The organism is Aeromonas sp. DNRA1 (assembly GCF_963888745.1).
GTDB classification, from domain to species: Bacteria; Pseudomonadota; Gammaproteobacteria; order Enterobacterales; family Aeromonadaceae; genus Aeromonas; species Aeromonas hydrophila.
Window position 1 is genome coordinate 125,181 of the sequence record NZ_CAWPKQ010000004.1, and the last position, 21,090, is coordinate 146,270.

The 21,090-nt window shown below is 60.8% G+C and carries 20 protein-coding genes and 5 tRNA genes; 10 read left to right on the forward strand and 15 right to left on the reverse strand.

The window, feature by feature from the left end; genetic code table 11:
• Window positions 1-2: 2 nt before the first annotated feature.
• Window positions 3-1,412, reverse strand: a complete 1,410-nt coding sequence (nhaC, locus tag AACQ43_RS14155; protein ID WP_168967671.1) for a Na+/H+ antiporter NhaC — start codon at window positions 1,410-1,412, stop codon at window positions 3-5.
• Between the two features lie 299 nt (window positions 1,413-1,711).
• On the opposite strand from nhaC, the gene AACQ43_RS14160 reads away from it, so the two are divergent.
• Window positions 1,712-1,921: a hypothetical protein gene (locus tag AACQ43_RS14160; protein ID WP_011707516.1), complete on the forward strand. Its 210-nt coding sequence runs from the start codon at window positions 1,712-1,714 to the stop codon at window positions 1,919-1,921.
• On the opposite strand, the gene AACQ43_RS14165 is transcribed toward AACQ43_RS14160, so the two are convergent.
• From AACQ43_RS14165 to rsmC, 9 genes are all read right to left on the reverse strand, one after another.
• Window positions 1,916-2,188: a late competence development ComFB family protein gene (locus AACQ43_RS14165; protein ID WP_016352123.1), complete on the reverse strand. Its 273-nt coding sequence runs from the start codon at window positions 2,186-2,188 to the stop codon at window positions 1,916-1,918. The two genes, AACQ43_RS14160 and AACQ43_RS14165, sit on opposite strands and share 6 nt — an antisense overlap.
• Before the next feature lie 109 nt (window positions 2,189-2,297).
• Window positions 2,298-2,383, reverse strand: a tRNA-Leu gene (locus tag AACQ43_RS14170).
• 71 nt (window positions 2,384-2,454) lie between these two features.
• A tRNA-Leu gene (locus AACQ43_RS14175) sits at window positions 2,455-2,540 on the reverse strand.
• Window positions 2,541-2,585: 45 nt separating this feature from the next.
• Window positions 2,586-2,671: transfer RNA gene (locus AACQ43_RS14180), tRNA-Leu, on the reverse strand.
• Between the two features lie 44 nt (window positions 2,672-2,715).
• Window positions 2,716-2,801, reverse strand: a tRNA-Leu gene (locus AACQ43_RS14185).
• 55 nt (window positions 2,802-2,856) lie between these two features.
• Window positions 2,857-2,942: transfer RNA gene (locus AACQ43_RS14190), tRNA-Leu, on the reverse strand.
• A 116-nt stretch (window positions 2,943-3,058) separates the two neighbouring features.
• Window positions 3,059-4,519, reverse strand: a complete 1,461-nt coding sequence (gene glgA / locus AACQ43_RS14195) for a glycogen synthase GlgA (RefSeq protein WP_168967672.1) — start codon at window positions 4,517-4,519, stop codon at window positions 3,059-3,061.
• Complete coding sequence (glgC, locus tag AACQ43_RS14200) at window positions 4,509-5,726, reverse strand: glucose-1-phosphate adenylyltransferase (RefSeq protein WP_011707513.1); 1,218 nt, start codon at window positions 5,724-5,726, stop codon at window positions 4,509-4,511. Before glgC ends, glgA begins: the two co-directional genes overlap by 11 nt.
• Before the next feature lie 149 nt (window positions 5,727-5,875).
• Window positions 5,876-6,904, reverse strand: coding sequence for a 16S rRNA (guanine(1207)-N(2))-methyltransferase RsmC (gene rsmC / locus AACQ43_RS14205; protein ID WP_168967673.1), 1,029 nt, complete (start codon window positions 6,902-6,904; stop codon window positions 5,876-5,878).
• Window positions 6,905-7,184: 280 nt separating this feature from the next.
• Between rsmC and dapA the strand changes: the two genes are divergently transcribed.
• From dapA to AACQ43_RS14225, 4 genes are all read left to right on the forward strand, one after another.
• The gene (dapA, locus tag AACQ43_RS14210; protein ID WP_168967674.1) at window positions 7,185-8,057 is read left to right on the forward strand and encodes a 4-hydroxy-tetrahydrodipicolinate synthase; all 873 of its coding nucleotides are present in this window, start codon (window positions 7,185-7,187) and stop codon (window positions 8,055-8,057) included.
• A gap of 119 nt (window positions 8,058-8,176) precedes the next feature.
• The gene (locus AACQ43_RS14215) at window positions 8,177-9,817 is read left to right on the forward strand and encodes a GGDEF domain-containing protein (protein WP_076361907.1); all 1,641 of its coding nucleotides are present in this window, start codon (window positions 8,177-8,179) and stop codon (window positions 9,815-9,817) included.
• A 4-nt stretch (window positions 9,818-9,821) separates the two neighbouring features.
• Window positions 9,822-10,925 carry an EAL and HDOD domain-containing protein gene (locus AACQ43_RS14220; RefSeq protein ID WP_168967675.1) on the forward strand — a complete coding sequence of 368 codons (1,104 nt, stop codon included), beginning with the start codon at window positions 9,822-9,824 and terminating at the stop codon, window positions 10,923-10,925.
• Window positions 10,926-10,990: 65 nt separating this feature from the next.
• On the forward strand, window positions 10,991-11,581 hold the full coding sequence (locus tag AACQ43_RS14225; RefSeq protein ID WP_049046126.1) for an HAD family hydrolase: 591 nt from the start codon (window positions 10,991-10,993) through the stop codon (window positions 11,579-11,581).
• Window positions 11,582-11,719: 138 nt separating this feature from the next.
• Here AACQ43_RS14225 and hfq read toward each other — a convergent pair whose 3' ends face one another.
• Window positions 11,720-12,082: an RNA chaperone Hfq gene (gene hfq, locus AACQ43_RS14230; RefSeq protein WP_011707507.1), complete on the reverse strand. Its 363-nt coding sequence runs from the start codon at window positions 12,080-12,082 to the stop codon at window positions 11,720-11,722.
• Between the two features lie 177 nt (window positions 12,083-12,259).
• Here hfq and AACQ43_RS14235 point away from each other — a divergent pair, with 177 nt between their 5' ends.
• The 3 genes from AACQ43_RS14235 to AACQ43_RS14245 are packed head-to-tail and all read left to right on the forward strand — an operon-like array spanning window position 12,260 to window position 15,748.
• A complete protein-coding gene (locus AACQ43_RS14235; protein WP_168967676.1) occupies window positions 12,260-13,540 on the forward strand; it encodes a paraquat-inducible protein A in 1,281 nt (426 codons plus the stop codon).
• The gene (gene pqiB / locus AACQ43_RS14240; RefSeq protein ID WP_017409490.1) at window positions 13,533-15,179 is read left to right on the forward strand and encodes an intermembrane transport protein PqiB; all 1,647 of its coding nucleotides are present in this window, start codon (window positions 13,533-13,535) and stop codon (window positions 15,177-15,179) included. Before AACQ43_RS14235 ends, pqiB begins: the two co-directional genes overlap by 8 nt.
• On the forward strand, window positions 15,179-15,748 hold the full coding sequence (locus AACQ43_RS14245; RefSeq protein WP_029302114.1) for a PqiC family protein: 570 nt from the start codon (window positions 15,179-15,181) through the stop codon (window positions 15,746-15,748). Before pqiB ends, AACQ43_RS14245 begins: the two co-directional genes overlap by 1 nt.
• 86 nt (window positions 15,749-15,834) lie before the next feature.
• Here the strand turns inward: AACQ43_RS14245 and ompA are convergent, their stop codons facing one another.
• Window positions 15,835-16,893 (reverse strand): porin OmpA, encoded by a 1,059-nt coding sequence (gene ompA / locus AACQ43_RS14250; RefSeq protein ID WP_168967677.1) that lies wholly within the window; start codon window positions 16,891-16,893, stop codon window positions 15,835-15,837.
• A gap of 232 nt (window positions 16,894-17,125) precedes the next feature.
• On the opposite strand from ompA, the gene AACQ43_RS14255 reads away from it, so the two are divergent.
• Complete coding sequence (locus tag AACQ43_RS14255; RefSeq protein WP_168967678.1) at window positions 17,126-17,860, forward strand: substrate-binding periplasmic protein; 735 nt, start codon at window positions 17,126-17,128, stop codon at window positions 17,858-17,860.
• A 59-nt stretch (window positions 17,861-17,919) separates the two neighbouring features.
• Here AACQ43_RS14255 and AACQ43_RS14260 read toward each other — a convergent pair whose 3' ends face one another.
• Window positions 17,920-18,936, reverse strand: coding sequence for an SGNH/GDSL hydrolase family protein (locus AACQ43_RS14260; protein ID WP_168967679.1), 1,017 nt, complete (start codon window positions 18,934-18,936; stop codon window positions 17,920-17,922).
• Window positions 18,937-19,173: 237 nt separating this feature from the next.
• Between AACQ43_RS14260 and AACQ43_RS14265 the strand changes: the two genes are divergently transcribed.
• Complete coding sequence (locus AACQ43_RS14265; protein ID WP_024944710.1) at window positions 19,174-19,554, forward strand: YgiW/YdeI family stress tolerance OB fold protein; 381 nt, start codon at window positions 19,174-19,176, stop codon at window positions 19,552-19,554.
• Window positions 19,555-19,622: 68 nt separating this feature from the next.
• On the opposite strand, the gene mltC is transcribed toward AACQ43_RS14265, so the two are convergent.
• Together mltC and AACQ43_RS14275 are read right to left on the reverse strand one after the other, a co-directional pair.
• Window positions 19,623-20,723 carry a membrane-bound lytic murein transglycosylase MltC gene (gene mltC / locus AACQ43_RS14270; RefSeq protein ID WP_005305423.1) on the reverse strand — a complete coding sequence of 367 codons (1,101 nt, stop codon included), beginning with the start codon at window positions 20,721-20,723 and terminating at the stop codon, window positions 19,623-19,625.
• A gap of 89 nt (window positions 20,724-20,812) precedes the next feature.
• On the reverse strand, window positions 20,813-21,085 hold the full coding sequence (locus AACQ43_RS14275; protein WP_005305420.1) for an oxidative damage protection protein: 273 nt from the start codon (window positions 21,083-21,085) through the stop codon (window positions 20,813-20,815).
• Window positions 21,086-21,090: the final 5 nt, after the last annotated feature.

Here is a 21,090-nt window from a genome sequence, read left to right on the forward strand (position 1 = left end):
GGTTAGCGGGAGCTGGCCGCCTCGATCACCGGGATCCGGTTCACCGCCTTGCCCATGTAGGCGAGGGTGATGGTCACCATGATGCAGGTGAAGCTGAGCCACATGTAGGGCAGGTAGTCGAGGGTCGCCACCCCCAGTACCCCGGCCATGAAGATGCCGTTGTCGCTCCAGGGCACCATGCCGCAGGTGAGGGTGCCGCCAAACTCGGCGTTGCGGGAGAGGTTCTTGCGTGCCAGTCCCAGCCGGTCGTAGTTCTTGGCCATGATCTTGGGGGTCAGGATCAGCGACACATACATGGCCGAGCCGAACACGTTGGCCAGGAAGGCGGTACCTATGGTGTGGGTGGTCAGGCTGCCGGCCCCCTTGATGCGCTTCTCGAAGGCGCTGGCGATCACTTCCAGGATGCCGACCTTCTCCAGCAGGCCACCGAAGCCCAAGCCGAAGATGATGACGGCCACTGAGCCCAGCATGGACTCCATGCCACCGCGGCCCAGGATGTTGTCGATGAAGTCGACGCCGGAGGTGATGGCAAACGGGCTGTAGGCGGAGTGCATCGCCTTGACCGGATCCATGTCCTGGAACAGGATGGCCCAGATCAGGCCCAGCAGGGCGCCGAAGCTGATCACCGGGAAGGCGGGTTTGCGATTGGCCAACAGGCCCAGCACCAGTACCACCGGGACTATGGCCAGCGGGGTGATGTTGAACTGCTTGTCGAGCGCTTCCATCACCAGGTTGACCTGCTCCAGGCTGACGTTGCCGGAGTACTGCATGCCGACCACGGTGAACAGGGCGGCGGTGATGACGTAGGAGAACAGGCTGATGGGTAGCATGCTCTTGATGTGTTCCATCACGTCGACGTTGGACATGGTCGAGGCCAGCACCACGGAGTCGGAAAGCGGGGAGAGCTTGTCACCGAAATAGACGCCGGAGAGCACGGCACCCGCTACCAGCGGCGCGGGCACGCCGAGGCTGTGGCCGATCCCCATCATGGCGATGCCGGCGGTGGCGGCCGAGCCCCAGGAGGTGCCGGTGGCCAGCGAGGTCAGCGAGCAGATAATCAGGGTCGCCAGCAGGAAGATGGACGGGTGAATCACCTTGAGGCCGAAGTAGATGATGCTGGGGACGATGCCGCCGGCAATCCAGGTGCCCACCAGAGCACCGACGGAGACCAGGATCAGGATGGCCCCCATCCCCTTGGCGACGCCGTCGACGGCCGCCTGCTCCAGGGATTTGTAATCATGGCCGAGTTTGATGCCAAGCCCCATGATGACGAACCAGGCGATGAACAGTGCCAACTGGATTGGCAGGTCGAGCACGCTGGTGAAGGAGAAGGCCAGGGCCAGGAAAATGGCCAGGCAGGCAAACACCTGTGACATGCCCGGCAATCGGATGTGGTTTTGTTGGTTTTGCATAGATACTTCCTAAACTCTTGCTCGCCAAGGTCAGTCCCTCTCGTCCTGTGGATACACGTATCCCGAGGGGCCCACCCAAAAAGAGGCCGCAATCTACCACAAACCTGGGGGGACAAATCCCAACTGATTTAGCAAAAATGCAGTTTTGATTGAAAAACTTACAAATTAGTTGATCTCATAACCCGTTTTTGAGTGCTCTGTTTGCCCCGATGGGACATTCGACTCCGATAGAAAAGTCCGATTGCATACTCCTAAAATACAAATGATAATTGTTATCAATTGTTGGAGGGGAGTGTGTCATGAGATGGATAGTGAGAGCCATGCTGCTGATCGGGCTGCTGGCGATCCTGATCTGGGGTCAGGACAAGGCGTATGGTATGTGGAGCCTGGGCTTCTTGCTGGCCGCCTGGGTCATGCTGGAACCCAGGCTGAGGCCTGCGCTGATCCTGCTGCCGGTGGCCGGTATGACGGGAGTCGCGGCCCTGATCTGGCAGCAGCCCTGGTTATGACGAGGTAGCCGGGGCGCTTTGCACCTTCTCTTGCGCCAGCTTGAGCGACTCGATGACGTTTTTCTCCATCTCGGTACGCTTGGCATCGGTCAGGAAGTAGATCATGTCGACGTCGTGACGAATGTAGTGGGAGGGCAGCTGGTTCAGGGTCAGACAGCAGAGATCGGCCATCTGGTTGGCGCTCAGCTTCTGGTTGAGCCCCTGTCTCTCAATCTCCTTGAGCACCAGATGCTCGTAGAAGTTGTGAATGTCGGTATCCAGTATCATATGCGTTCCTTGGCATGACGATGGGCGGTGAGTCGTCAAAAGCATAGTCATAACAAGGGGTAAAAACAAAAGGCCCATCACTTTCGTGATGGGCCTTTTGCATAATGAATGGTGCGAAGAGAGGGACTCGAACCCTCACATCCGTGGGACACTAACACCTGAAGCTAGCGCGTCTACCAATTCCGCCACCTTCGCACACTGATTTTCTCCAGCTGGTTTTTAAATGCGGTTGGAGCGCATTTTCTGCGTTTTACATGCCAGAAGCATGGTGCGAAGAGAGGGACTCGAACCCTCACACCCGGGGGGCACTAACACCTGAAGCTAGCGCGTCTACCAATTCCGCCACCTTCGCACATCGGGTTTCCAGTCTGGTTTTACATGCTGTCTGGATAAAGCATGGTGCGAAGAGAGGGACTCGAACCCTCACATCCGTGGGACACTAACACCTGAAGCTAGCGCGTCTACCAATTCCGCCACCTTCGCACATTGTGTTACCAGTTTTGATTTACATGCTGTCTGGAGAAGCATGGTGCGAAGAGAGGGACTCGAACCCTCACACCCGGGGGGCACTAACACCTGAAGCTAGCGCGTCTACCAATTCCGCCACCTTCGCACATTCGGGTTATCAGTCTGGATTGACATGCTGTCTGATAAAGCATGTTGCAGTATGGTGCGAAGAGAGGGACTCGAACCCTCACATCCGTGGGACACTAACACCTGAAGCTAGCGCGTCTACCAATTCCGCCACCTTCGCATCACTGCGGTGGGGGATTCTATAGAGTTTTGAAGGAGCGTCAACAGCCAAAGGGGACTTTTTTCGCTGTTGACGTTCAAAGCAGCATCAAGGGGACAAAACTTCAGCAATCAGCCTCAGTTGCGGGCCAGTGCGTCCTGATACATCTGCTCGTATTGAGTGACCGAATCCGGCCAGTTGAAGCGGGTGTTCATGGCATTGCGCTGCACCCGGGCAAACTGTTCTGGATCCTGCAGGTAGTAGAGCAGGCTGCGGCGCATGGCATCGAGCAAGATGTTGGCGGTTGGATCGTTGAAGCAGAAGCCGGTTGCGTTCTCCGGGTCGGCATCCCAGTCCACCACCGTATCTTTCAGGCCGCCGACGGCCCGCACCAGCGGCAGGGTGCCATAGGCCAGGCTGTACATCTGGTTGAGTCCACACGGTTCGAACAGGGAGGGCATCAGGAAGAAGTCGGCACCCGCTTCCACCAGATGAGCGAGCCGGTCGTCATAGGTGTTGATGAAGGCGAGCCGGTCCGGGAATTGTTGCGCCAGGGTCTGCAACTGGGCTGCGAGGGAGGGATCGCCCGAGCCGACGATCACCACCTGCACCTTGTGATGCAGAAATTTGTCCAGCACCGGCAGCAGCAGGTGAACGCCCTTCTGCTCGGTCAGCCGGCACACCATGCCATAGATAGGCAGGTCCACCACCGGCAGGCCGGTCTCCTGTTGCAGGCTCTGTTTGCAGATGCGCTTGCCGGCCAGGTTGTCGACGTCATAGGTGGCTGGCAGGAAGTCGTCGAACGCCGGATCCCAGTCCTGATAGTCACAGCCGTTGAGGATGCCGCGCAGATCCGCCGCCCGTTGCTGGAAGATGCTGGCCATGCCGTGGGCGCCCAGGTGGGTCAGCAATTCGCTGGCATAGTTGGGGCTGACTGCATTGATCTTGTCGGCATAGAGCACACCGCACTTGAGCAGGTTGACGTGGCCGTAGTCGTAGCTGATGCGCTGTTCGTAGTCGGCAATCTCGGGCACCGCCCAGAACTGCTGGCGCTCGAATACCCCCTGAAAGGCCGCGTTGTGAATGCTGATCACGCTGCGGGTGTGCTGGAAGAAGGGGTTGTGGGCGTGACGGGTTTTCAGCAGCAGCGGCAGCAGGCCGGTGTGCCAGTCGTTGCAGTGCACTATGTCGGGGGCAAAGGCGAGCTGTTCGCTGGCGTGCAGCGCAGCCGCGGCCAAAAAGGCAAAGCGCTCGCCGTTGTCCGGATAGGCCTGGTTGTTTTCGGCGTAGAGCTGGGGGCGATCGAAGTACTGCGGGCAGTCGAGCAGGTAGACGCAGACTCCCTCCAGATCCATCTGATAGATGCGATAGCCGATATCCGGCAGGCCCGGGTGGGTTGGCAGCCAGCGCGAAACTAGCAGTTTGGCCTCATCCCGTCGCTTTATCGTCTTGTAGAAGGGCAGCATGATCCTGACATCATGCCCCTTCTGGGCCAGGTACAGCGGCAGGGCTCTGGCCACGTCCGCCAGGCCCCCGGTCTTCACAAGCCCCTCAACTTCCGAGGCAACGAACAGGATTTTCAGTGGGTTAATAGCCAACTCTTGCTCCCTTAGGTACCACGACGATACCGCCTTCGGACACGGTAAATCGTTCTCTGTCATGGTCCAGATTTTCACCGATCACGGTGCCGGGCGCAATTTCAACGTTCTTGTCGATGATGGCGCGGCGAATGGAGCAGCCCTCGCCGATCTTCACGTCCCCGAGCAGGACCGACTCGCTGATGTGGCTGCAAGGCCCCACGTTGCAGCGAAAACCCAGGATGGAGCGCTGGATCTGGCTGCCCTGGATGAAGCAGCCGCCGGAGATCAGCGAGTTGGCAATCTTCACCTTGCAGTCGTCGGTGTCGACAAAGGTGGCGGGCGGCAGCGGCGGGTAGTGGGTATGCAGCGGCCACTTGCGGTTGTAGAGAGAGAAGGGGGCATCGTCGGCCACCAGGTCCATGTGCGCCTGCCAGTAGGAGTCCAGCGTCCCCACATCGCGCCAGTAGACGTTGGGTTTCTCGCCCGGAATGACGTTGGTGCTGTAGTCATAGACATAGACCGGAGCGCGCGGGAACAGGCTGGGGATGATGTCCTTGCCGAAGTCGTGGCTGGAGTTCTCCTCGGCGGCATCGCGCTTGAGTTCGCGATAGAGCGCCTCGGTCTCGAAGATGTAGTTGCCCATGGAGACCAGCGCCTGGGTGGGATCGCCGGGGATGTGCTTGGGTCGCTTGGGCTTCTCTTCAAAGCCAATCATCCGGCCCTCCTGATCCACCTCGATTACCCCGAAGGCGCTCGCCTCCTCGATGGGCATGCGCAGGGCGGCGACGGTCAGGGCGGCGGCCTTCTGCTTGTGGAAGGTCACCATCTGGCTCACGTCCATCTTGTAGATATGGTCGGAGCCGAAGATGCAGACGTGCTCGGGGTCGGAGATCTCGATGAAGCGCAGGTTCTGGTAGATGGCATCAGCGGTGCCGTCATACCAGCGTTTGCCCATCCGCATCTGGGCCGGAATCGGGTCGATGAAGCGATCCGTGATGCCGACGATGTTCCACCCCTTCTTCATATGCAGATAGAGGGACTGGGACTTGAATTGGGTCAATACGTAGATGCGCAGGAAGTCGGCGTTGACGAAGTTGTTGAGGACGAAGTCGATCAGTCGGTAGCTGCCGCCGAAGGGAACCGAGGGCTTGCTGCGGGTGGTGGTGAGTGGCTGGAGGCGAGTACCTTCGCCGCCGGCCAGGATCATGGTGAGTATGCCTGCCATCGTATTTCTCTCCCTGAATTCATACTATGAAAAGGTTTTCAATCTGATGCAAAAAAACACCCCTAAAGGGGTGGTTTGAGGTGTGACAATTACCTTATCAGATCCCGTATGGGGCTCTCTACCTGTTTCCGGTGACTGGTTACACTTATTTACACTTTGCTCAGATAGACCTTGAATTTGGCATCGCTGCTGATCACTTCAGTCCGTTTGAAGTGCGTCTCCAGTATAGGCTGATATCGCAGGAAGGCGTTGGCAACTATCGTCAGCGAGCCCTGGGACTGCAGATGATCCGGTGCCTTGGCCAGGAAGGTCTCGGTGGCCGCGTAGAAGGTCTTGAGGCCGGCGTGGAACGGCGGGTTGGAGACGATCCGGTCAAATTTTCCCTGGATGTCGGAATAGACGTCTGATGCCCGCACCTCGCCCTGCAGGCCGTTGATGGCCAGAGTGCGGCGGCTGGACTCCAGCGCCAGCGCGTTGATATCCACCATGGTGACCTTGAGTTCGGGATTGCGCTTGGCCAGCACCGAGCCAATGACACCGGCGCCGCAACCGAAATCGAGCAGCGCTCCCTGCATGGCCGGCAGGCTGGCCAGCAGCATCTGGCTGCCCAGATCCAGTTCGGATGCACTGAACACGCCGGGCAGGGCCAGCACGGTCAGTTCGGTCTCGCCGGCCTTGCATTGATAGCGACCAAACCAGCTATCCAGCTCGAACGGTTCGACCGGTTTGCTCAGCTCGCCGTGATAGAGGGAGCTGCGGCGGGCCGAGTCGCGCTTGACCGGCTTGTCGCCATAGGGGGCCAGCAGCTTGTCGGCCCCATTGATGCCGCCGCGGTTTTCACCGGCGAGGAACAGCTCGGCACCGGCTTCCAGCAGCGGAGTCACCATGGCCAGCAGATACTGGGCCTCGGCCTTGGCCTTGGGCATCAGCAGCAGCAGGGCATCGAAACGGGGGGCGCCGCCGAGCTGATGGTCGAACAGGATGGTATCCCCCAGCGCGGCCTGCTGGCTGCGGTAGTAGCAGTAATCTGTGGTAAAGACGGTAAGGGAGTGGGCCAGGGTAGCCAGCTGGCGGGGATAGTCATCCTCCAGCGCGCCGCACACCAGCAGCCGCTTGCCGACAAAGAGGGCTTGGTTTCGTTCCAGCATCTGGCTGACGGCACTGATCGGGCTGCTCATCGGGTCTCTCCACGCAATTTTGGGCGGCCATTATACATAGCCGCTTTCGCCTTGACATTTATGCCGTGTTCCCGAAATATGCCCAGACACCATTTTTTGAGCAGAGATGACGCAATGCGGTTCAACGGGTTGAAACGAAAGCATAAAAAAAGCCTGACATTCGGGCCTGCCGACGTTCGCGCGTAACCTCTCATCCCTGAGCAGATTCAAACCCCGGTTGCGCACATCGTACCGGGGTTTTTTATTGCCACATTCATGAGTCAACGGAGAAGGAAATTCCATGTTCAAAGGTTCAATCGTCGCCCTTATCACCCCCTTTCAACAGGGCAAGCTGGATGAAGAAGCGCTGGCGCGTCTGGTGGAGTGGCATATCGAGCAGGGTACCCACGGCATAGTGCCGGTGGGCACCACGGGCGAGAGCCCGACCCTGACCCATGACGAGCACTGCCGGGTGGTGGAGCTGGTGGTCAAGCTGGTGGCGGGGCGCATTCCGGTGATCGCCGGGGCCGGCTCCAACAACCCGGTCGAGGCGATCGAGTACACCCGTCACGCCGAGCAGGCGGGGGCCGATGCCACCCTGCATGTGGCCGGTTACTACAACCGCCCCAATCAGGAGGGACTCTACCACCACTTCAAGGCGGTGCACGACGCCACCAGCAAGCCGATCATCGTCTACAACATCCCGCCGCGCGCCATCGTCGACGTGCAGCCGGCCACCCTGGCCCGACTGGCCGAGCTGCCGCGCATTGCCGGGGTGAAAGACGCCACCGGCGATCTGGCCCGCCCCTGGACCGAACGCCAGCTGATCAAGAAGCCGTTTGCCTGGCTGTCCGGTGAAGATGCCACCGCCGTGGCCTACAACATCGGCGGCGGTCAGGGCTGCATCTCGGTGACCGCCAACGTGGCGCCCAAGCTGGTGGCTGAAGTGCAGAACCTCACGCTGGCCGGCCAGTGGCAAGCCGCGCGCGAACTGCAAGACAAGCTGATTCCGCTCCATCAGGCGATGTTTGCCGAGCCGAGCCCCGCCGGTGCCAAGTATGCGGTCTCCCTGCTGGGCTTTTGCAGCGAGGAGTGCCGCCTGCCGGTGATGCCGCTGTCCGAGGCGACGCGCACCCGCATTCGTGACGCGATGCAGGCGTTGAATCTGTTATAAGATGCAGGCGTTGAATCTGTTATAAAAAGTGGGCTCTGGATCGCGCTTTTGACTGGCTAGTCAATTAAAGTGCAAAGTTTGCCGATATACTCGCTTGGGTACAACCAAGGATGGCAGGCATGCAGGAATGGGATCCAGAGCACTTCACCAGTTTTGAACATCTCTGTGAAGTGACGCTGGCGGCAGTCAGGGAAAAAACCGAAGCGGAACAGATCTACTTGTGGCTGCGGGCACCCGAGTCCCAGCTATATAGCTTTCAGCTAGAACAGGGGCTGGTCAGCCTGACTGCCGACGCCCTTGTTACGCTCCAGCTGCCAATCGTTTTCATCGAACATGCCCTCGACAAGGGGCAGCTGGTGGTGGAGCAGCTAGCCCACCCTCACGATATCTGGGAGACGGTTGAGCCGCAGACAACACGGCTGCGCGCCTGTTTCCCGCTCAAGCGTCCCAAGGGGCTGGAGGCGGTGGTCTATTTGGAGACCCGCCGTCGCCTAGATCGCCTCTCCCGTCGCCAGCAACAGAGCATTCAGTTGTTGATGCACTATCTTGCCGCCGAGCTGGAGAGCCGGTTGCTCGCCAGCCAGATCGATCTGGAACGGGATCAACGACTCCATACCCAGGCCGACCTTATTCGCAGCCAGGCGCTGCAAGGCTCCTTCCTCAGCATGCTGCAGGCGTTGCATCAGGTGGGGGTTCAACTCTCCCGCTGCGACAGCGAGCATCAACTGTTGCGCGAGGCTGTGGTGCTGGCCCGCCAGGAGCTGCAGTTTGATCGCATCGCCATCTTCCTGGTCGACGCTGAATTCAAGACCATGCACGGCACCTGGGGTACCAACGAGGCGGGCGAGCTGATCGACGAGCACCACTTCATCAGTCCGATTCCGGATCACCCCACGGTGCAGGAGGCGCTGCGCCGCAAAGACTATGTGCTGGTGCTGGAAGATGCACCGCTCTACTACGAAAAGCAGGAGGTGGGTCGCGGCTGGAACGCCATGGTGTCGCTGTGGGACGGCGCAACCCCGATCGGCTGGATTGCGGCTGACAACCTGCTGTGGCGTCGACCGCTCAAGGCCTATCAGAGCGAGATCTTCAAGCAATATGCGGCCATGCTCTCCCAGTTGTTGATCCGCCAGCGCACCCAGGAAGCGCTTGAACGGTTCAATCGTGAACTGGAGCAGCGGGTCAGTGAGCGTACCATGCAGCTGGCGGAGACCAACCGGGCACTGGAGGAGGCCAACAAGCGCCTGTCGCTGTTGTCGCTGGAGGACCCGCTGACCGGCATTGCCAACCGCCGCCACTGGGATCTCACCATGCAGCGGGAGTGGGAGTGGGCGCGCCGTCATCAAAACCTGCTGGCGGTGCTGATGATCGATGTGGATGAGTTCAAGTCCTACAACGATCACTTTGGTCACGCCAAGGGGGACCAATGTCTGCAACAGGTGGCCCGTCTGCTGCAAGAGGCGGAGCGGCGGCGCACCAACCTGGTGGCACGCTACGGTGGCGAAGAGTTCGTGATCCTGTTGTGTGGTCCGCAACCCGGCGAAGCGGAGCGATTGGCGGAACAGATTCACCAGGGGCTCAGCGAATTAAAGATCCCGCATCCGGCCTCCCGAGTTGCTGATTTCATTACGGTTAGCATAGGCTTTAGCTATCTGGTTCCCTCGCTGGATGGAACATGGCAGAGCCTGACCGAACAGGCTGATCAGGCGCTCTATCATGCCAAATCGCAGGGGAGGGCGTGTACGCTAGCCTATCGGTGAGCCCATGTTGTTACGTCGCTATCCCATCTTCAACCGCCGCCTCGCCCTCGTCGCCTATGGCATCGACTACCAGCTTGCCGACCCGTCTGAATGGACGCTGCTGGCGGCCCAGTGCCGGCTGCTGGCACAGGGGCGGCAATACCTGCTGCCCTTCACCCACCAGCAGCTCGATGAACTGCGCCCCCTGCTGTTCGATCAGGACACCATACCGCTGGTCGAGGCTTCGGCCGATCGGTTGCCCGCCTCCTTCCCCGTGTTGGAGCAGTGGCGCGACTACCGGCGCCGGTTGGCTGTGCACGGTGCCCAGCGCGAGCCGCGCTGGTTCAACGCCTCCCGGCTGCTGGTGTTCTGGATGGGCGAAGAGGGGATCCGCCAGCCGACCGAGCACAAGCGGATGGCGCTCGACATCGAGACCTGGGGAGACTTCCTGCCGCTCAAGGAGGCGGGTGTCGACTTCTTCGCCGGCGGTTTTCTCGCCCGTCCCGAGCTGGTCAACCAGCGCGCCGCCCAGCCGGACATGAAGCTGGTGCAGGAGATACTCCAGCTGATCTGCCGGGAGGAGTTCTCCTTCGCCCGGGTGGCCACCCTGCTGGAGCAGGATGCCTGGCTGCCGGGGCAGCTGCTGAGCTATGTCAACGCTCCCGGTTTCGATCACGTCAGCCCCATCGTCTCGGTCACCCGGGCGCTCTCCTATCTGGGGGAGCAGGAGATCCGCAAGTTCGTGCTCATCTACGGGCTGGCCAGGGTCAGCCAACACATGCCGGAGGCCTGCACCCGCATGGCCATCGCCCGCGGCCGATTCTGCGAGCTGATCGCCCTGAATGCGCTCGGCAAGGCGGCTGCCAGCTGGGCCTTTCTGGTGGGGTTGGTCCTGGATGGTTCGCTGCTCTCCGAGCAGCTCAAGGCCCACCTGCCCAAGGACGTGAGACGGGCGTTGGAGTCTCGCGAGGGGCCGCTCTTTCATCTGTTCCAGCTGGTGAAGAGCTATGAACAGGGGGATTGGCCCTTGCTGGCCCAGCTGGCGCCCACTTATCAGCTGGAGCCCGCCAGACTGACACCCATCTATTTTCAGGCACAAATGTGGGGGCAAGCGTTTCTCGCCACCTAGGTCGTGGCGAGCAAAGATGGCTCTGGCTAGAATGGGGGCCCTTTGTTCAGAGACAGACTCCGCACATGACCCTATCCGGATTTCAAGGCCTGGTATTTGACCTCGACGGCACCCTGGTGGACTCCATGCCGCTGCACCTCGCCGCCTGGGCGCACACGGCCCGCGAATTTGGCTTTCACTTCGATGCCGACTGGTTCTATGAGCTGGGCGGCATGCCGAGCCGCAAAATCGCCCTGCTGGTGGCCGAGCAGCAGCAGATCGCCCTGGATCCGCTCATCGTGACCCGCTGCAAAACCGAACACTACGTGGCCAACCTGCACAAGGCGACCGTCTTCCCGGCCATGCTGGAACTGGTTGAGCGCTATCATGGCCGCATCCCGATGGGGATTGGCACCGGCTCGCCCCGCATCAATGCCGAAGCCGTACTGCGCAACACCGGGCTGGATCGCTACTTCCCCGTGGTGGTGACCGCCGACGATGTGGAGTTGCACAAACCCCATCCCGATACGTTTTTGCTGGTCGCACGTCGACTGGCTGTCGAGCCGGCAGGCTGTCTGGTATTCGAGGATACGGGGATCGGTGTGCAGGCCGGTCAGGCTGCGGGGATGCAGACCTGCATGGTCAGGGATGGCAGACCGGTCGACTTGCAGTATTGAAGGGAAGAGAGAGAAAACAGATGATCCACTCGGAGGAAGAGTGGAGTCCATTCTCATACGGGACAGACATGATACATGAGAATGGACTCGGTCACCCTTTGACGCAGCAATGGCGTAGGGGTGACTCAGGCAAGTGCATTACTGCTCGCTGCTACCGCCGCCCTGGTTGTCGTCATAACGACCGGGCGCGCCGTGGGGGCGCGGCGCCATGGAGACGCGGGGTTTGCGGGCACGCTGGATGCTGACCTGCGGCCGGCCGGAGTGCATGGCGATGGTGGAAATCTTGGCCTTGTAGACCAGCTGCTGGTTGCCGTGGGCATCGGTCAACAGCACGCTGTACTGGTCGAAACCGCTGATGGTCCCCTCCAGCTTGATACCGCTCACCAGGAAGATGGCGACCTGACTGCGATTCTTGCGCAACCAGTTGAGGGCAGAATCTTGCCCGTTCCCGAGGGAGAAGGCTTGCTCAATCGTGGAGTAGCTTGGGGATTCAGTTGTCATAAATTATTGTCCCGCGGAAAAAAAGTGGCGTTTGATTGTGCTAAATGGTCACTAGCTTGTCAAAGTCATTCTCACACCTGACCCGGATGGTGCAACGACAGGGCTGGTCGGCGCGGGCCGCTGCTGTAATAATTGGCGGCTCTGGCCCCGTGGCGGGCCTCATGCTGGGGTTTCATCTTGCATCCGGTTTCACACCAACACCAACCCACCTATACCCATGACGCCACCGCGTGCGAAGAGTGCGACCTGCTGGTGCCGGCCACCACGCTGGCCGTGGGGGAGGCGAGCAGTTGCCCGCGTTGCGGTCACACCCTGAGCCGCCATCTGCCGGAGCAGGAGCGCAGGCCCATCGCCTACGGCTTTGCGGCCATCATCATGTTCGTGCTCTCCAACTCCTTTACCTTCATGTCCTTCTCCGCCAAAGGGGTGGGGCAGGAGATGACCTTTCTGCAGTGCATCACCACCCTGGTGGATCAGGGCTATCTGTTCCTCGGGGCCGTGTTGAGCCTGACCCTGATCGGCTTGCCGCTGGTCTATATCGGTTCCATCATGCTGGTGCTGTGGCGGGTCGACAAGGATCTGCACAGCAACGCCCTGCGCTCCCTCGGCCGGCTGCTGTGCCGGATCAAGCCCTGGCTGATGGTGGATGTGTTCCTCATCGGGGTGCTCATCTCGCTGGTCAAGCTGATGGGAATGGCCGACATCAAGATGGGCCTGTCGTTCTGGGCCTTCGTCGGCTACACGGTACTACTGATCAAGATGATCTCGTCGCTGGACCGGATGTGGCTGTGGAAACGATTGTTCGGGCCGAGCGAGCTGCACGGACTGACGGTGGAGGATGACGAGGCCAGCGCCATGGCCTCCGGGCTGGTGGGCTGCCACATCTGCGGCGCCCTGAGCGAGGTCGGTGCCGACAGTTGCAAACGGTGCGGCGATCATCTGCACAGCCGCAAACCGGGTGGGCTGAACCGGACCTGGGCGCTGCTCTTCACCTCGGTGATCCTCTACATCCCGGCCAACCTCTATCCCATCATGGATACCGTCTTCCTCGGGGATGACAGTCCCTCCACCATTCTGGGCGGGGTGGTGCTGCTGTGGGCCATGGGCTCCTATCCGATTGCCGCGGTGATTTTTTTCGCCAGCGTGGTGGTGCCGCTGGTCAAGATCCTGGCGCTGCTGTGGCTCTGCTACATGGTGCAGCGCGGCCAGGGGACATCGCCCCTTGGCAAGCTCAAGCTTTATCGCATGACTGAATTTGTGGGACGCTGGTCGATGATCGACGTCTTCGTGGTGGCCATCCTGGCGGGCCTGATCCGGCTCGACAACCTGATGACCATCTATCCGGGCCCTGCGGCCGTCGCATTTGCGGGTGTGGTGCTGATCACCATGGTGGCAGCCATGAGCTTCGATTCCCGCCTGATCTGGGATTTACAACAAGGAGAACGCGAACGTGAGTGAGCGTAAGAAAAGGTGGAAACCCGGCTCTGATTTTCTGAGCTCGGCCGCCGCTATCTGGATGGTGCCGCTGCTGGCGCTGTTCATCGGGATCTGGATGCTGTTCCAGCACTGGTATTCACAAGGTCCCAGCTTCACCCTGACGGTGGCGACGGCCGAAGGCATAGTGGCGGGCAAGACAGTGATCCGCTCCCGCGAGGTGGAAGTGGGCCGCATCGAGGCGGTGGAGCTCAGCGAGGACTACAGCCATGCGGTGCTCAAGGCCCGTTTGACCAACGCCGCCGCCGGCATGCTCAAGAAGGACAGCCAGTTCTGGGTGGTCAAGCCCAGAGTCGGTCGGGAGGGGGTCTCCGGCCTCGGTACCCTGCTCTCCGGCGCCTACATCGAACTGGCACCCGGCAAGAAGGGCAAGGCGCGCGACGAGTACGCCATGCTGGACAAGCCGCCACTGGCCTCGCAGGACGCCAAGGGGCTGCGATTATCGCTGAGCAGCCGCGACACCCGGGCGCTCGGGGTCGGCTCGCCCATCAACTACCAGGGCTTCACCATAGGCCAGGTGGAAGAGGCGAAGTTCCTGCCCGAGAAGAGCGAGATGCAGTATCAGATCTTCATCAACGCCCCCTATGACGTGCTGGTGAGCAGCAACTCCCGCTTCTGGATGACCCCGGGTTTCGAAGTCTCCATGAGCAGCGAGGGGATGAAGGTGAAGATGGATTCGCTGGAGAGCCTGCTGGACGGCGGCATCACCATGGGGCTGCCGCCCGGCTGGGCGCCCGGCGAGCCGGTCAAGCAGATGGACGACTTCACCCTGTTTCAGGATCAGGCCAGCGTACTGGCCGGTAGCCTGGATCAGTTCATCGACTACGTGTTCCTGTTCGAGGACAGCGTCGGCGGCCTGCACCCGGGCGCTGCGGTGGAGTATCGTGGCATCCGGGTCGGCACTGTCATCTCGGCCCCCTATCTCATCGATGAGAAAGGGGTACAGATGTTCCAGAGCCGGCAGATCCCGGTACTGGCGCGGATCGAGGTGCAGCGCCTCTCCCACCGCTATGCCAATGCGGAGAAGGAGCAGTGGCGGGCGCTGTTCGGCCGGCAGTTCAAGGAGGGGTTGCGGGCGACGCTCAAGACTTCCAGCCTGCTGACCGGGGGCAAGGTGGTGGATCTCAACTTCTATCCGGATGCGCCCAAGTTCCAGCCCACCAAGCTGGCGGGCTATCAGGTGTTCCCGACCGTGCAGGCTGGGTTGGATCAGATTGAGCGCAAGGTAAACCAGATCCTCGACAAGTTCGTCGATATGGACACCGCCAAGACGCTGAACCAGGTCAACCACACCCTGGTGACCCTGGAGCAGACCCTGAAGAACGTCAGCGCGGTGAGCGCCAACCTGGACAAGTTCACCGGTCAGAGTGCGACCCAGCAGTTGCCGGCGTCCCTCAACGACAGCCTGAAGCAGTTGCAGAGCACACTGCAGGAGTATGACGCCAACTCCCAGACCAATCAGGATCTGCGGCAGTCGGTGCAGTCGCTCAACCAGCTGATGCGCGAGTTGCAGCCGCTGGTGCATTCGCTCAACGAGCAGCCGAGCTCGTTGATTTTCGATCGGGCTCGTCCCCGTGATCCCGAGCCCAAGCGAGGTCAATGATGAAGAAACAGATGATGGCGCTGGCCTTGCTGGGCCTGCTGGCGGGTTGCAGTTCTGCGCCAACGCAACTCCACTACTACTCCCTCGACGCCGAGGTGCAGCAACCGACTGCAGTGGTGGCTCAGCCGCAGCACCAGCTGGTGCTCAAGCCGGTGTCCCTGTCCGGCCAGCTGGATCGGATGAGCCTGGTCTATCAGCTGGAGGGCAAGGAGCTGCACTTCGCCGAGTACCATCGCTGGGCGGGGTCGCTGGATGCCCAGCTCGATCAGCTGACTCTGAACGGCCTCTCCAGCCGCTTGCCGGGCTGGGTGGTGCGGCAGGACGGTGCCCGCAAGGGGCCGGTGCTGACTATTTCGGTGGAGCGCTTCCAGGGCCGCCACGACGGTCGTGCCGTGCTGAGCGGCCGCTGGCGCCTGCTGACCGAAGAGGGCACGGTATTGCGTGACGTTCCCTTCCAGCAGGTGCGGGTGCTGCCGGCCGATGGTTACGGCACTCTGGTGAGCGAGCTGGGGGCTGGCTGGCAGCAACTGCTCGACCAGATTGCGGCAGAGGTGCGCAAGGGCGCCTGACGGTTTACCGATGCTGCGCCCCAAAATGAAACGGGAGGCCTTGGCCTCCCGTTTTTTCATTCGTGGCTGTCAGCCACGCTTGAGGATCACTGCTGAACTTCCGAGATCCCTTCGACCTTGACCTCAACCCGGCGATCCGGTGCCAGGCAGACGATCAGCTCTTTCTTGGACTTGCTGGTGCAGCTGTCGCCGGTGACCGGATTGCCCTTGCCGCGACCTTCCACGTTGACCTTGCCTGCCGGCAGGCCCTTGCCTACCAGATAGTCGGCGACGGTCCGGGCACGCTGCTCGGAGAGCTTCTGGTTGTAGGCATCGGAGCCGATGCGGTCGGTATAGCCGATCACGGTGGCGACGCCATCCTTGGGTCTGGCCTGCTCAATCTGGCTGTAGAGGTTATCCAGCGCCTGGCCGGCGGCCGGTTTGAGGGTAGCCTTGTTGAAGTCGAACAGTACGTCCGAGCTCAGGGTGAACTGTTTGTCGACCACCACCGGCTCGGGCGCCGGGGCCGGCACCGGCGCGGCTACCACGGGGGCTACCTGACCGAAGCGATAGACCACGCCGACCGCCAGCAGGCCGTTGTCGAGTTCGGCTCCGGTCTTGTCGAGCGCCTTGTCGCCGAGCGGGGTGGTGTACTGGTACTCGAGACGGGCAGCCCAGTCGCGGTTGAAGGCGTATTCGGCGCCCAGGGCACCGACGAAGGCGGCGCCGTTGTCATTGTCCAGCTGCTTGCTGTCGGTCCAGGCGTAGGCGCCACCGAGGCGGGTATAGAGATCCAGGCTCTCGCTGACCGGCAGGCCGATCTTCAGGGTGATCTGTGCCAGCTGGGCTTTGAGCTCGTCCCGGCTGATGTCGGTGGGGACCAGCTTGTCGGTCGCCGTGTACTTGTATTTGCCGAGCCAGTCATAACCGAGCTCGACGCCGAGGTTCTGGTTGATTTGATAGCCGAGGAAGGCGCCGGCGCCGACGTCATTCTTGTCCTCTTCGCTGATGGCGTAGTTGTCCTTGATGTCCTGGTTGTGATCGACGCCATAGAAGTTGGACCAACCCAGCTTGGCACCGCCATACCAGGTATTGTCTTGTCCGGCTGCCTGGGCGTTGGCCGCAAGCAAGCCTGAAACCAGCAAGGTAATCAGTGTTTTATTCATGTTGAGCCTCTGCAATTTCATATTGTGGGGGGAGGTGGACAGGGTCGCCTCTCCTTATGGGTCGGGGCTTATAGCACAGCCACAACAGATTAAGGGTAGTCGCTTTAAGCAGGTTCTCAACCAACTGATATAAAACATAATGTGATTATTATTGCTGCAATTTGCCGCAGTGATTTGCGCTCTGGCGAGGGAGCACGATAGTTAACCGAGGCGAGTTTGCTGCGAGGTGGGCATGAACATCAGATGGATATGGCTGTGCTGGGCATTGTGGCTGGCGCCGGGTTGGGCGTCCGAGACTCTGCAGGTGGTGACCGAGGACTATGCACCCTACAACTATCTGGAGGAGGCCGACGTCAAAGGGCTCGGCACCGAGGTGGTGGAAGCCATGCTGGAGCAGGCCGGCTTCGAATACACGCTGGACATCTACCCCTGGGCACGGGCCATCTCGCTGGCGCGCAGCCGCCCCAACGTGCTCATCTACAGCATCAGCCGCTTCCCCGAGCGCGAGGCGCAGTTCCAGTGGATCGGGGTGATAGCGCGCATCAATTTTCACGTCTTCGCCCTGGCCAAGCGGGACGACATCAAGCCGTTCAGCCAGCTGTCGCAGGCGCGGACCTGGTCCATCGGTACGGTGCGCAACGACGCGCTGGAGCAGTACCTGATCGGTCGCAAGTTCTCCAACCTGCAGCGCAACAACAACCACGAGGCCAACATGCTCAAACTGCTGATGGGGCGCATCGATCTCTGGCCGGTATCGCAGGAGACGGCCAACTACTACGCGCGCCAGGCTGGCTATGGGCCGGAGTCTCTCAAGATAGTGCACGACATCGAAGATTTTACCGGGGGCGATCTGTACGTGGCGGCGAGTCTGAAGACGTCGCCCGAGGTGATCAAGCGGCTGCAGGAGGCGCTGGCCACCATCAAGCAGAACGGCATCTACGATGGCATCATAAAGCGCTACCGCTGAGCGGTGGGCCTGCCGGAGCCGCACAACAAAAAGGGCCGACTGTCGTCGGCCCTTTTTCATCAGTGGGGGAGGAACTCGTATTGAGTCTCGATGAAGGAGCCGGCCTGCTCGCTCAGGGCGGCGTGCACGACGGTGGTGGGGTGCACCTGATCCCAGAACATCTTGCCTTCGCAGTCGAGGGTGCTGGCGCTGCGCCGCACCATGGGGCTGGCAACGGCCTGGGCCAGCAGCGGGTTGCCGGCGATGGCGAGCCGCTCCTGCGGGTTGAAGGCAGAGAGGCTGCTGTCACTGGCGACGCTGGCTGCACTGCGGGAGGCAAACGGCTTCCACACATAGCCGCCGCCGTAGCAGGCGTTCTCGGTGTCGCTCAGGCCGAAGTTCTGCGGCTCGCGCAGCATCTCGGCGAACTGCTTGTCGATCTCGAACAGCTTGACGATACCGGTGGGGGCCAGCTGGCGTGCCAGGTTCAGCAGCAGCTGGTTATGGTAGGCGGAGACATGGCTGGCCGCCTCGACCACTTTCTGGCTGCGGGCCGAGGGGTTCTGGCCCAGATCCGGCAGGTTGAACAACAGAATCTGCTTGGCGCCGTTCAATACCATGCGGTTGGCCGCATCGCTGATGGCGTCGCGCACCCGCTTGGCATCCTGCTCGGTGTTCCAGCCATAGGCCAGGTAATCGTTGGCACCGACCCAGAGGATCACCAGATCATCGGGCTTGAAGCTGTCCTTTTGCAGGAACTGGGTCACCTCGTAATCCAGGTTGTTGATGACCTGATACTTGGGATTCCAGGAGATCTTGTTGTAGGCCACCGCAGTGGCACCCCCTTCCGCCTCGTTGGCGATGGTGAGCCCCGGGAACTGCTTGGTCAACTGCTCCAGCCAGACCGGCCCGTTGGAGAAGCGGCCCTGATAGTAGGGAGGGCTGGAGGGGAGGTAACCGCGCATCTTGCTGTACATCTTGCCGGTATCGGAGAGGCTGTCGCCAAACATCACGATCCGGGAGAAGGCGGGGCGACTGTCGGCTGCCTGAACTGTCAGCGCGAAGAGTCCCAATAAACACACAAACCATTTCTTCATCTTGTTGTTCTCATTGGTTGGAAGCAGGTGGTGCCTGCAGGCTGTTCCTCGATAGGCAAAGGTGCTGGGAAGCTGTTTTGCCATATTGCAGGGTATCTAGCCGAATTTAATTTCGCAGTATGCGATATGGATTAAATCGATTACGGTCACACCGCTGTCCCCCAGATGGGGAGGCTTCACGTTTGTTTCACGCACCGGCCGGCACACTGCTCCCGTACCCAATGACAGGAGCATGAAATGAACAAGGCAAGCGTAATCGGTCTGTTGACCCTGATGTCCATCTCTTCTTTCGCCATGGCGGCCTATACCGGCCCGCAGGAGCAGAACAAGGTGTCCGTCGCGCAGTTGAAGGATCTGGCCGATGACAGCTGGGCCACCCTGGAAGGGAAGCTGGTCAAGCACCTGGGCGGCGAGAACTACCTGTTCCGCGACGCCAGTGGCGAGGTGGAAGTGGAGGTGGATCAGGATGTGTGGCGCGGCACCGAGGTGGGCCCGGACGATCTGATCCGCATCCGTGGCGAGGTGGACCACAGCTGGAACAAGACCGAAGTAGAGGTGGAGAGCCTGGAGAAGGTGGGCGCCGCCCCGCAGAGCAAGGGCGGGTTCATCGCCAAGTAAGGCCTGAACCCCTACGCCAGACGTAACAAGGGCGCCTCCATGGAGGCGCCCTTTTGCTGTTGGTCTGCTTAGCCGGTACGGGCCAGCGTACGCTTGAAGCCTTTCTCGGCCTGATTGACCTTGTAGAGATAGCGTCTGGCTTCCGCCTTGGGGTGCTGCTCGGTCAGGATCTGGTACACCGCCTCGGGCGAGAGCTGGTTGATCATGCCGGGAGCCGCCTTGCGGTCGCTGGAGAAGGTGTTGAGCACCCCGCCGGCGCCGCCGTTGTAGGCGGATATGACGGCGTAGCGGCGCGAGCGCGGATCCTGGATATCCACCAGATAGACGGTCTGTAGCAGGTGCAGGTAGGCGGTCCCGACGTCGATGTTGTAGGCCGGGTTGAACAGGTCCTCCCGGGTCGGCTGGCCACTCTTGCCCTTGACCCGCACGTAGACGTCCCGTCCGGCGGTGGCCGGGATAACCTGCATTAGGCCGTAGGCGTTGGCATGGCTGACCGCATAGGGGTTGAAGCTGCTCTCGGTCTTGATCACCGCGTAGATCAGACTCTCGGCCACCCCGTACTTACGGGAGGCTTCCCGGATCAGGCTGGCGTACTTGTAGCCCCGTCGATCCTCGTGGTTGGCCACCATGGGGATGTCGACGAAGAAGATGGTGCGAATGCCGAGGGTGCGCTTCTTCATCGCCGTGTTGAGCAGGTAGTCGGCATAGCGCTCGGCGCGCCAGTCGAAGCGGATCGGCTGGCCCTGGTTGTCCAGCACCTGGCCGTAGAGGAAGGGCTCGCCGCCGGGCAGGATCTCGGCGTCGGAGTAAAGATCCACTTCCGCCGGATCGTCCGGGGTAAGCAGGGTCTCGATGATGGCGCGGCGCAGATGGGAGCGCGGGTCGATGCCGGAGACGGTCTCGACCATGATGTGGCCGCTGGAGAAGTCGATGTGGGCCCGGCTCTTGTACTGATCCGTGTATTTGACGTAGTCAAACTTGCCCGCAAACAGCGCCTCACGCCCCCATATCTCGTTCACGTTGTGGGAGAGCGCGCTGATCATGTGTTCGAAACCGCGGATGTCCTTGCCGTTGACGAGATCATCATCCTCGTTGCCATTGGGCTTGGGGGAGGATGAGCAGGCAGAGAGAAACAGCAGGGTGCACAGCAGCCAGAAAATTCGGCCCATAGAGTCCTCAAACTGGGCGGCGGGCCGCCCGTCACTTCCGTCGTTGCCGTGAGTCGGCGGGGCCGGCCTGTGCCGGCCCCGTTCACGGATTATTTGCTGGGCGGGGTATAACCGTCGATGGCCACTTCACCCGCTTCGAACAGGTAGTTCACCATCTCTTTCTCCAGCAGCTGGCGATGCTCGAGGTTCATCATGTTCAACTTCTTCTCGTTGATCAGCATCACCTGCTTCTTCTGCCACTCGGTCCAGGCTTCCTTGCTGATGTTGTCAAAAATGCGCTTGCCGAGTTCACCGGGGTAGAGCTGGAAATCGAGACCCGGGCCCTCTTTTTTCAGGCGCTGGCAAAATACGGTACGGCTCATGTTGA

Bases quoted from the DNA above. Each gene is read 5' to 3' on its own strand.
- nhaC (WP_168967671.1), bottom strand. From the start codon at position 1,412: ATGCAAAACCAACAAAACCACATCCGATTGCCGGGCATGTCACAGGTG.
- AACQ43_RS14160 (WP_011707516.1), top strand. From the start codon at position 1,712: ATGAGATGGATAGTGAGAGCCATGCTGCTGATCGGGCTGCTGGCGATC.
- AACQ43_RS14165 (WP_016352123.1), bottom strand. From the start codon at position 2,188: ATGATACTGGATACCGACATTCACAACTTCTACGAGCATCTGGTGCTC.
- glgC (WP_011707513.1), bottom strand. From the start codon at position 5,726: ATGGCAGGCATACTCACCATGATCCTGGCCGGCGGCGAAGGTACTCGC.
- rsmC (WP_168967673.1), bottom strand. From the start codon at position 6,904: ATGAGCAGCCCGATCAGTGCCGTCAGCCAGATGCTGGAACGAAACCAA.
- dapA (WP_168967674.1), top strand. From the start codon at position 7,185: ATGTTCAAAGGTTCAATCGTCGCCCTTATCACCCCCTTTCAACAGGGC.
- AACQ43_RS14215 (WP_076361907.1), top strand. From the start codon at position 8,177: ATGCAGGAATGGGATCCAGAGCACTTCACCAGTTTTGAACATCTCTGT.
- AACQ43_RS14220 (WP_168967675.1), top strand. From the start codon at position 9,822: ATGTTGTTACGTCGCTATCCCATCTTCAACCGCCGCCTCGCCCTCGTC.
- AACQ43_RS14225 (WP_049046126.1), top strand. From the start codon at position 10,991: ATGACCCTATCCGGATTTCAAGGCCTGGTATTTGACCTCGACGGCACC.
- hfq (WP_011707507.1), bottom strand. From the start codon at position 12,082: ATGACAACTGAATCCCCAAGCTACTCCACGATTGAGCAAGCCTTCTCC.
- AACQ43_RS14245 (WP_029302114.1), top strand. From the start codon at position 15,179: ATGAAGAAACAGATGATGGCGCTGGCCTTGCTGGGCCTGCTGGCGGGT.
- ompA (WP_168967677.1), bottom strand. From the start codon at position 16,893: ATGAATAAAACACTGATTACCTTGCTGGTTTCAGGCTTGCTTGCGGCC.
- AACQ43_RS14255 (WP_168967678.1), top strand. From the start codon at position 17,126: ATGAACATCAGATGGATATGGCTGTGCTGGGCATTGTGGCTGGCGCCG.
- AACQ43_RS14260 (WP_168967679.1), bottom strand. From the start codon at position 18,936: ATGAAGAAATGGTTTGTGTGTTTATTGGGACTCTTCGCGCTGACAGTT.
- AACQ43_RS14265 (WP_024944710.1), top strand. From the start codon at position 19,174: ATGAACAAGGCAAGCGTAATCGGTCTGTTGACCCTGATGTCCATCTCT.
- mltC (WP_005305423.1), bottom strand. From the start codon at position 20,723: ATGGGCCGAATTTTCTGGCTGCTGTGCACCCTGCTGTTTCTCTCTGCC.
- AACQ43_RS14275 (WP_005305420.1), bottom strand. From the start codon at position 21,085: ATGAGCCGTACCGTATTTTGCCAGCGCCTGAAAAAAGAGGGCCCGGGT.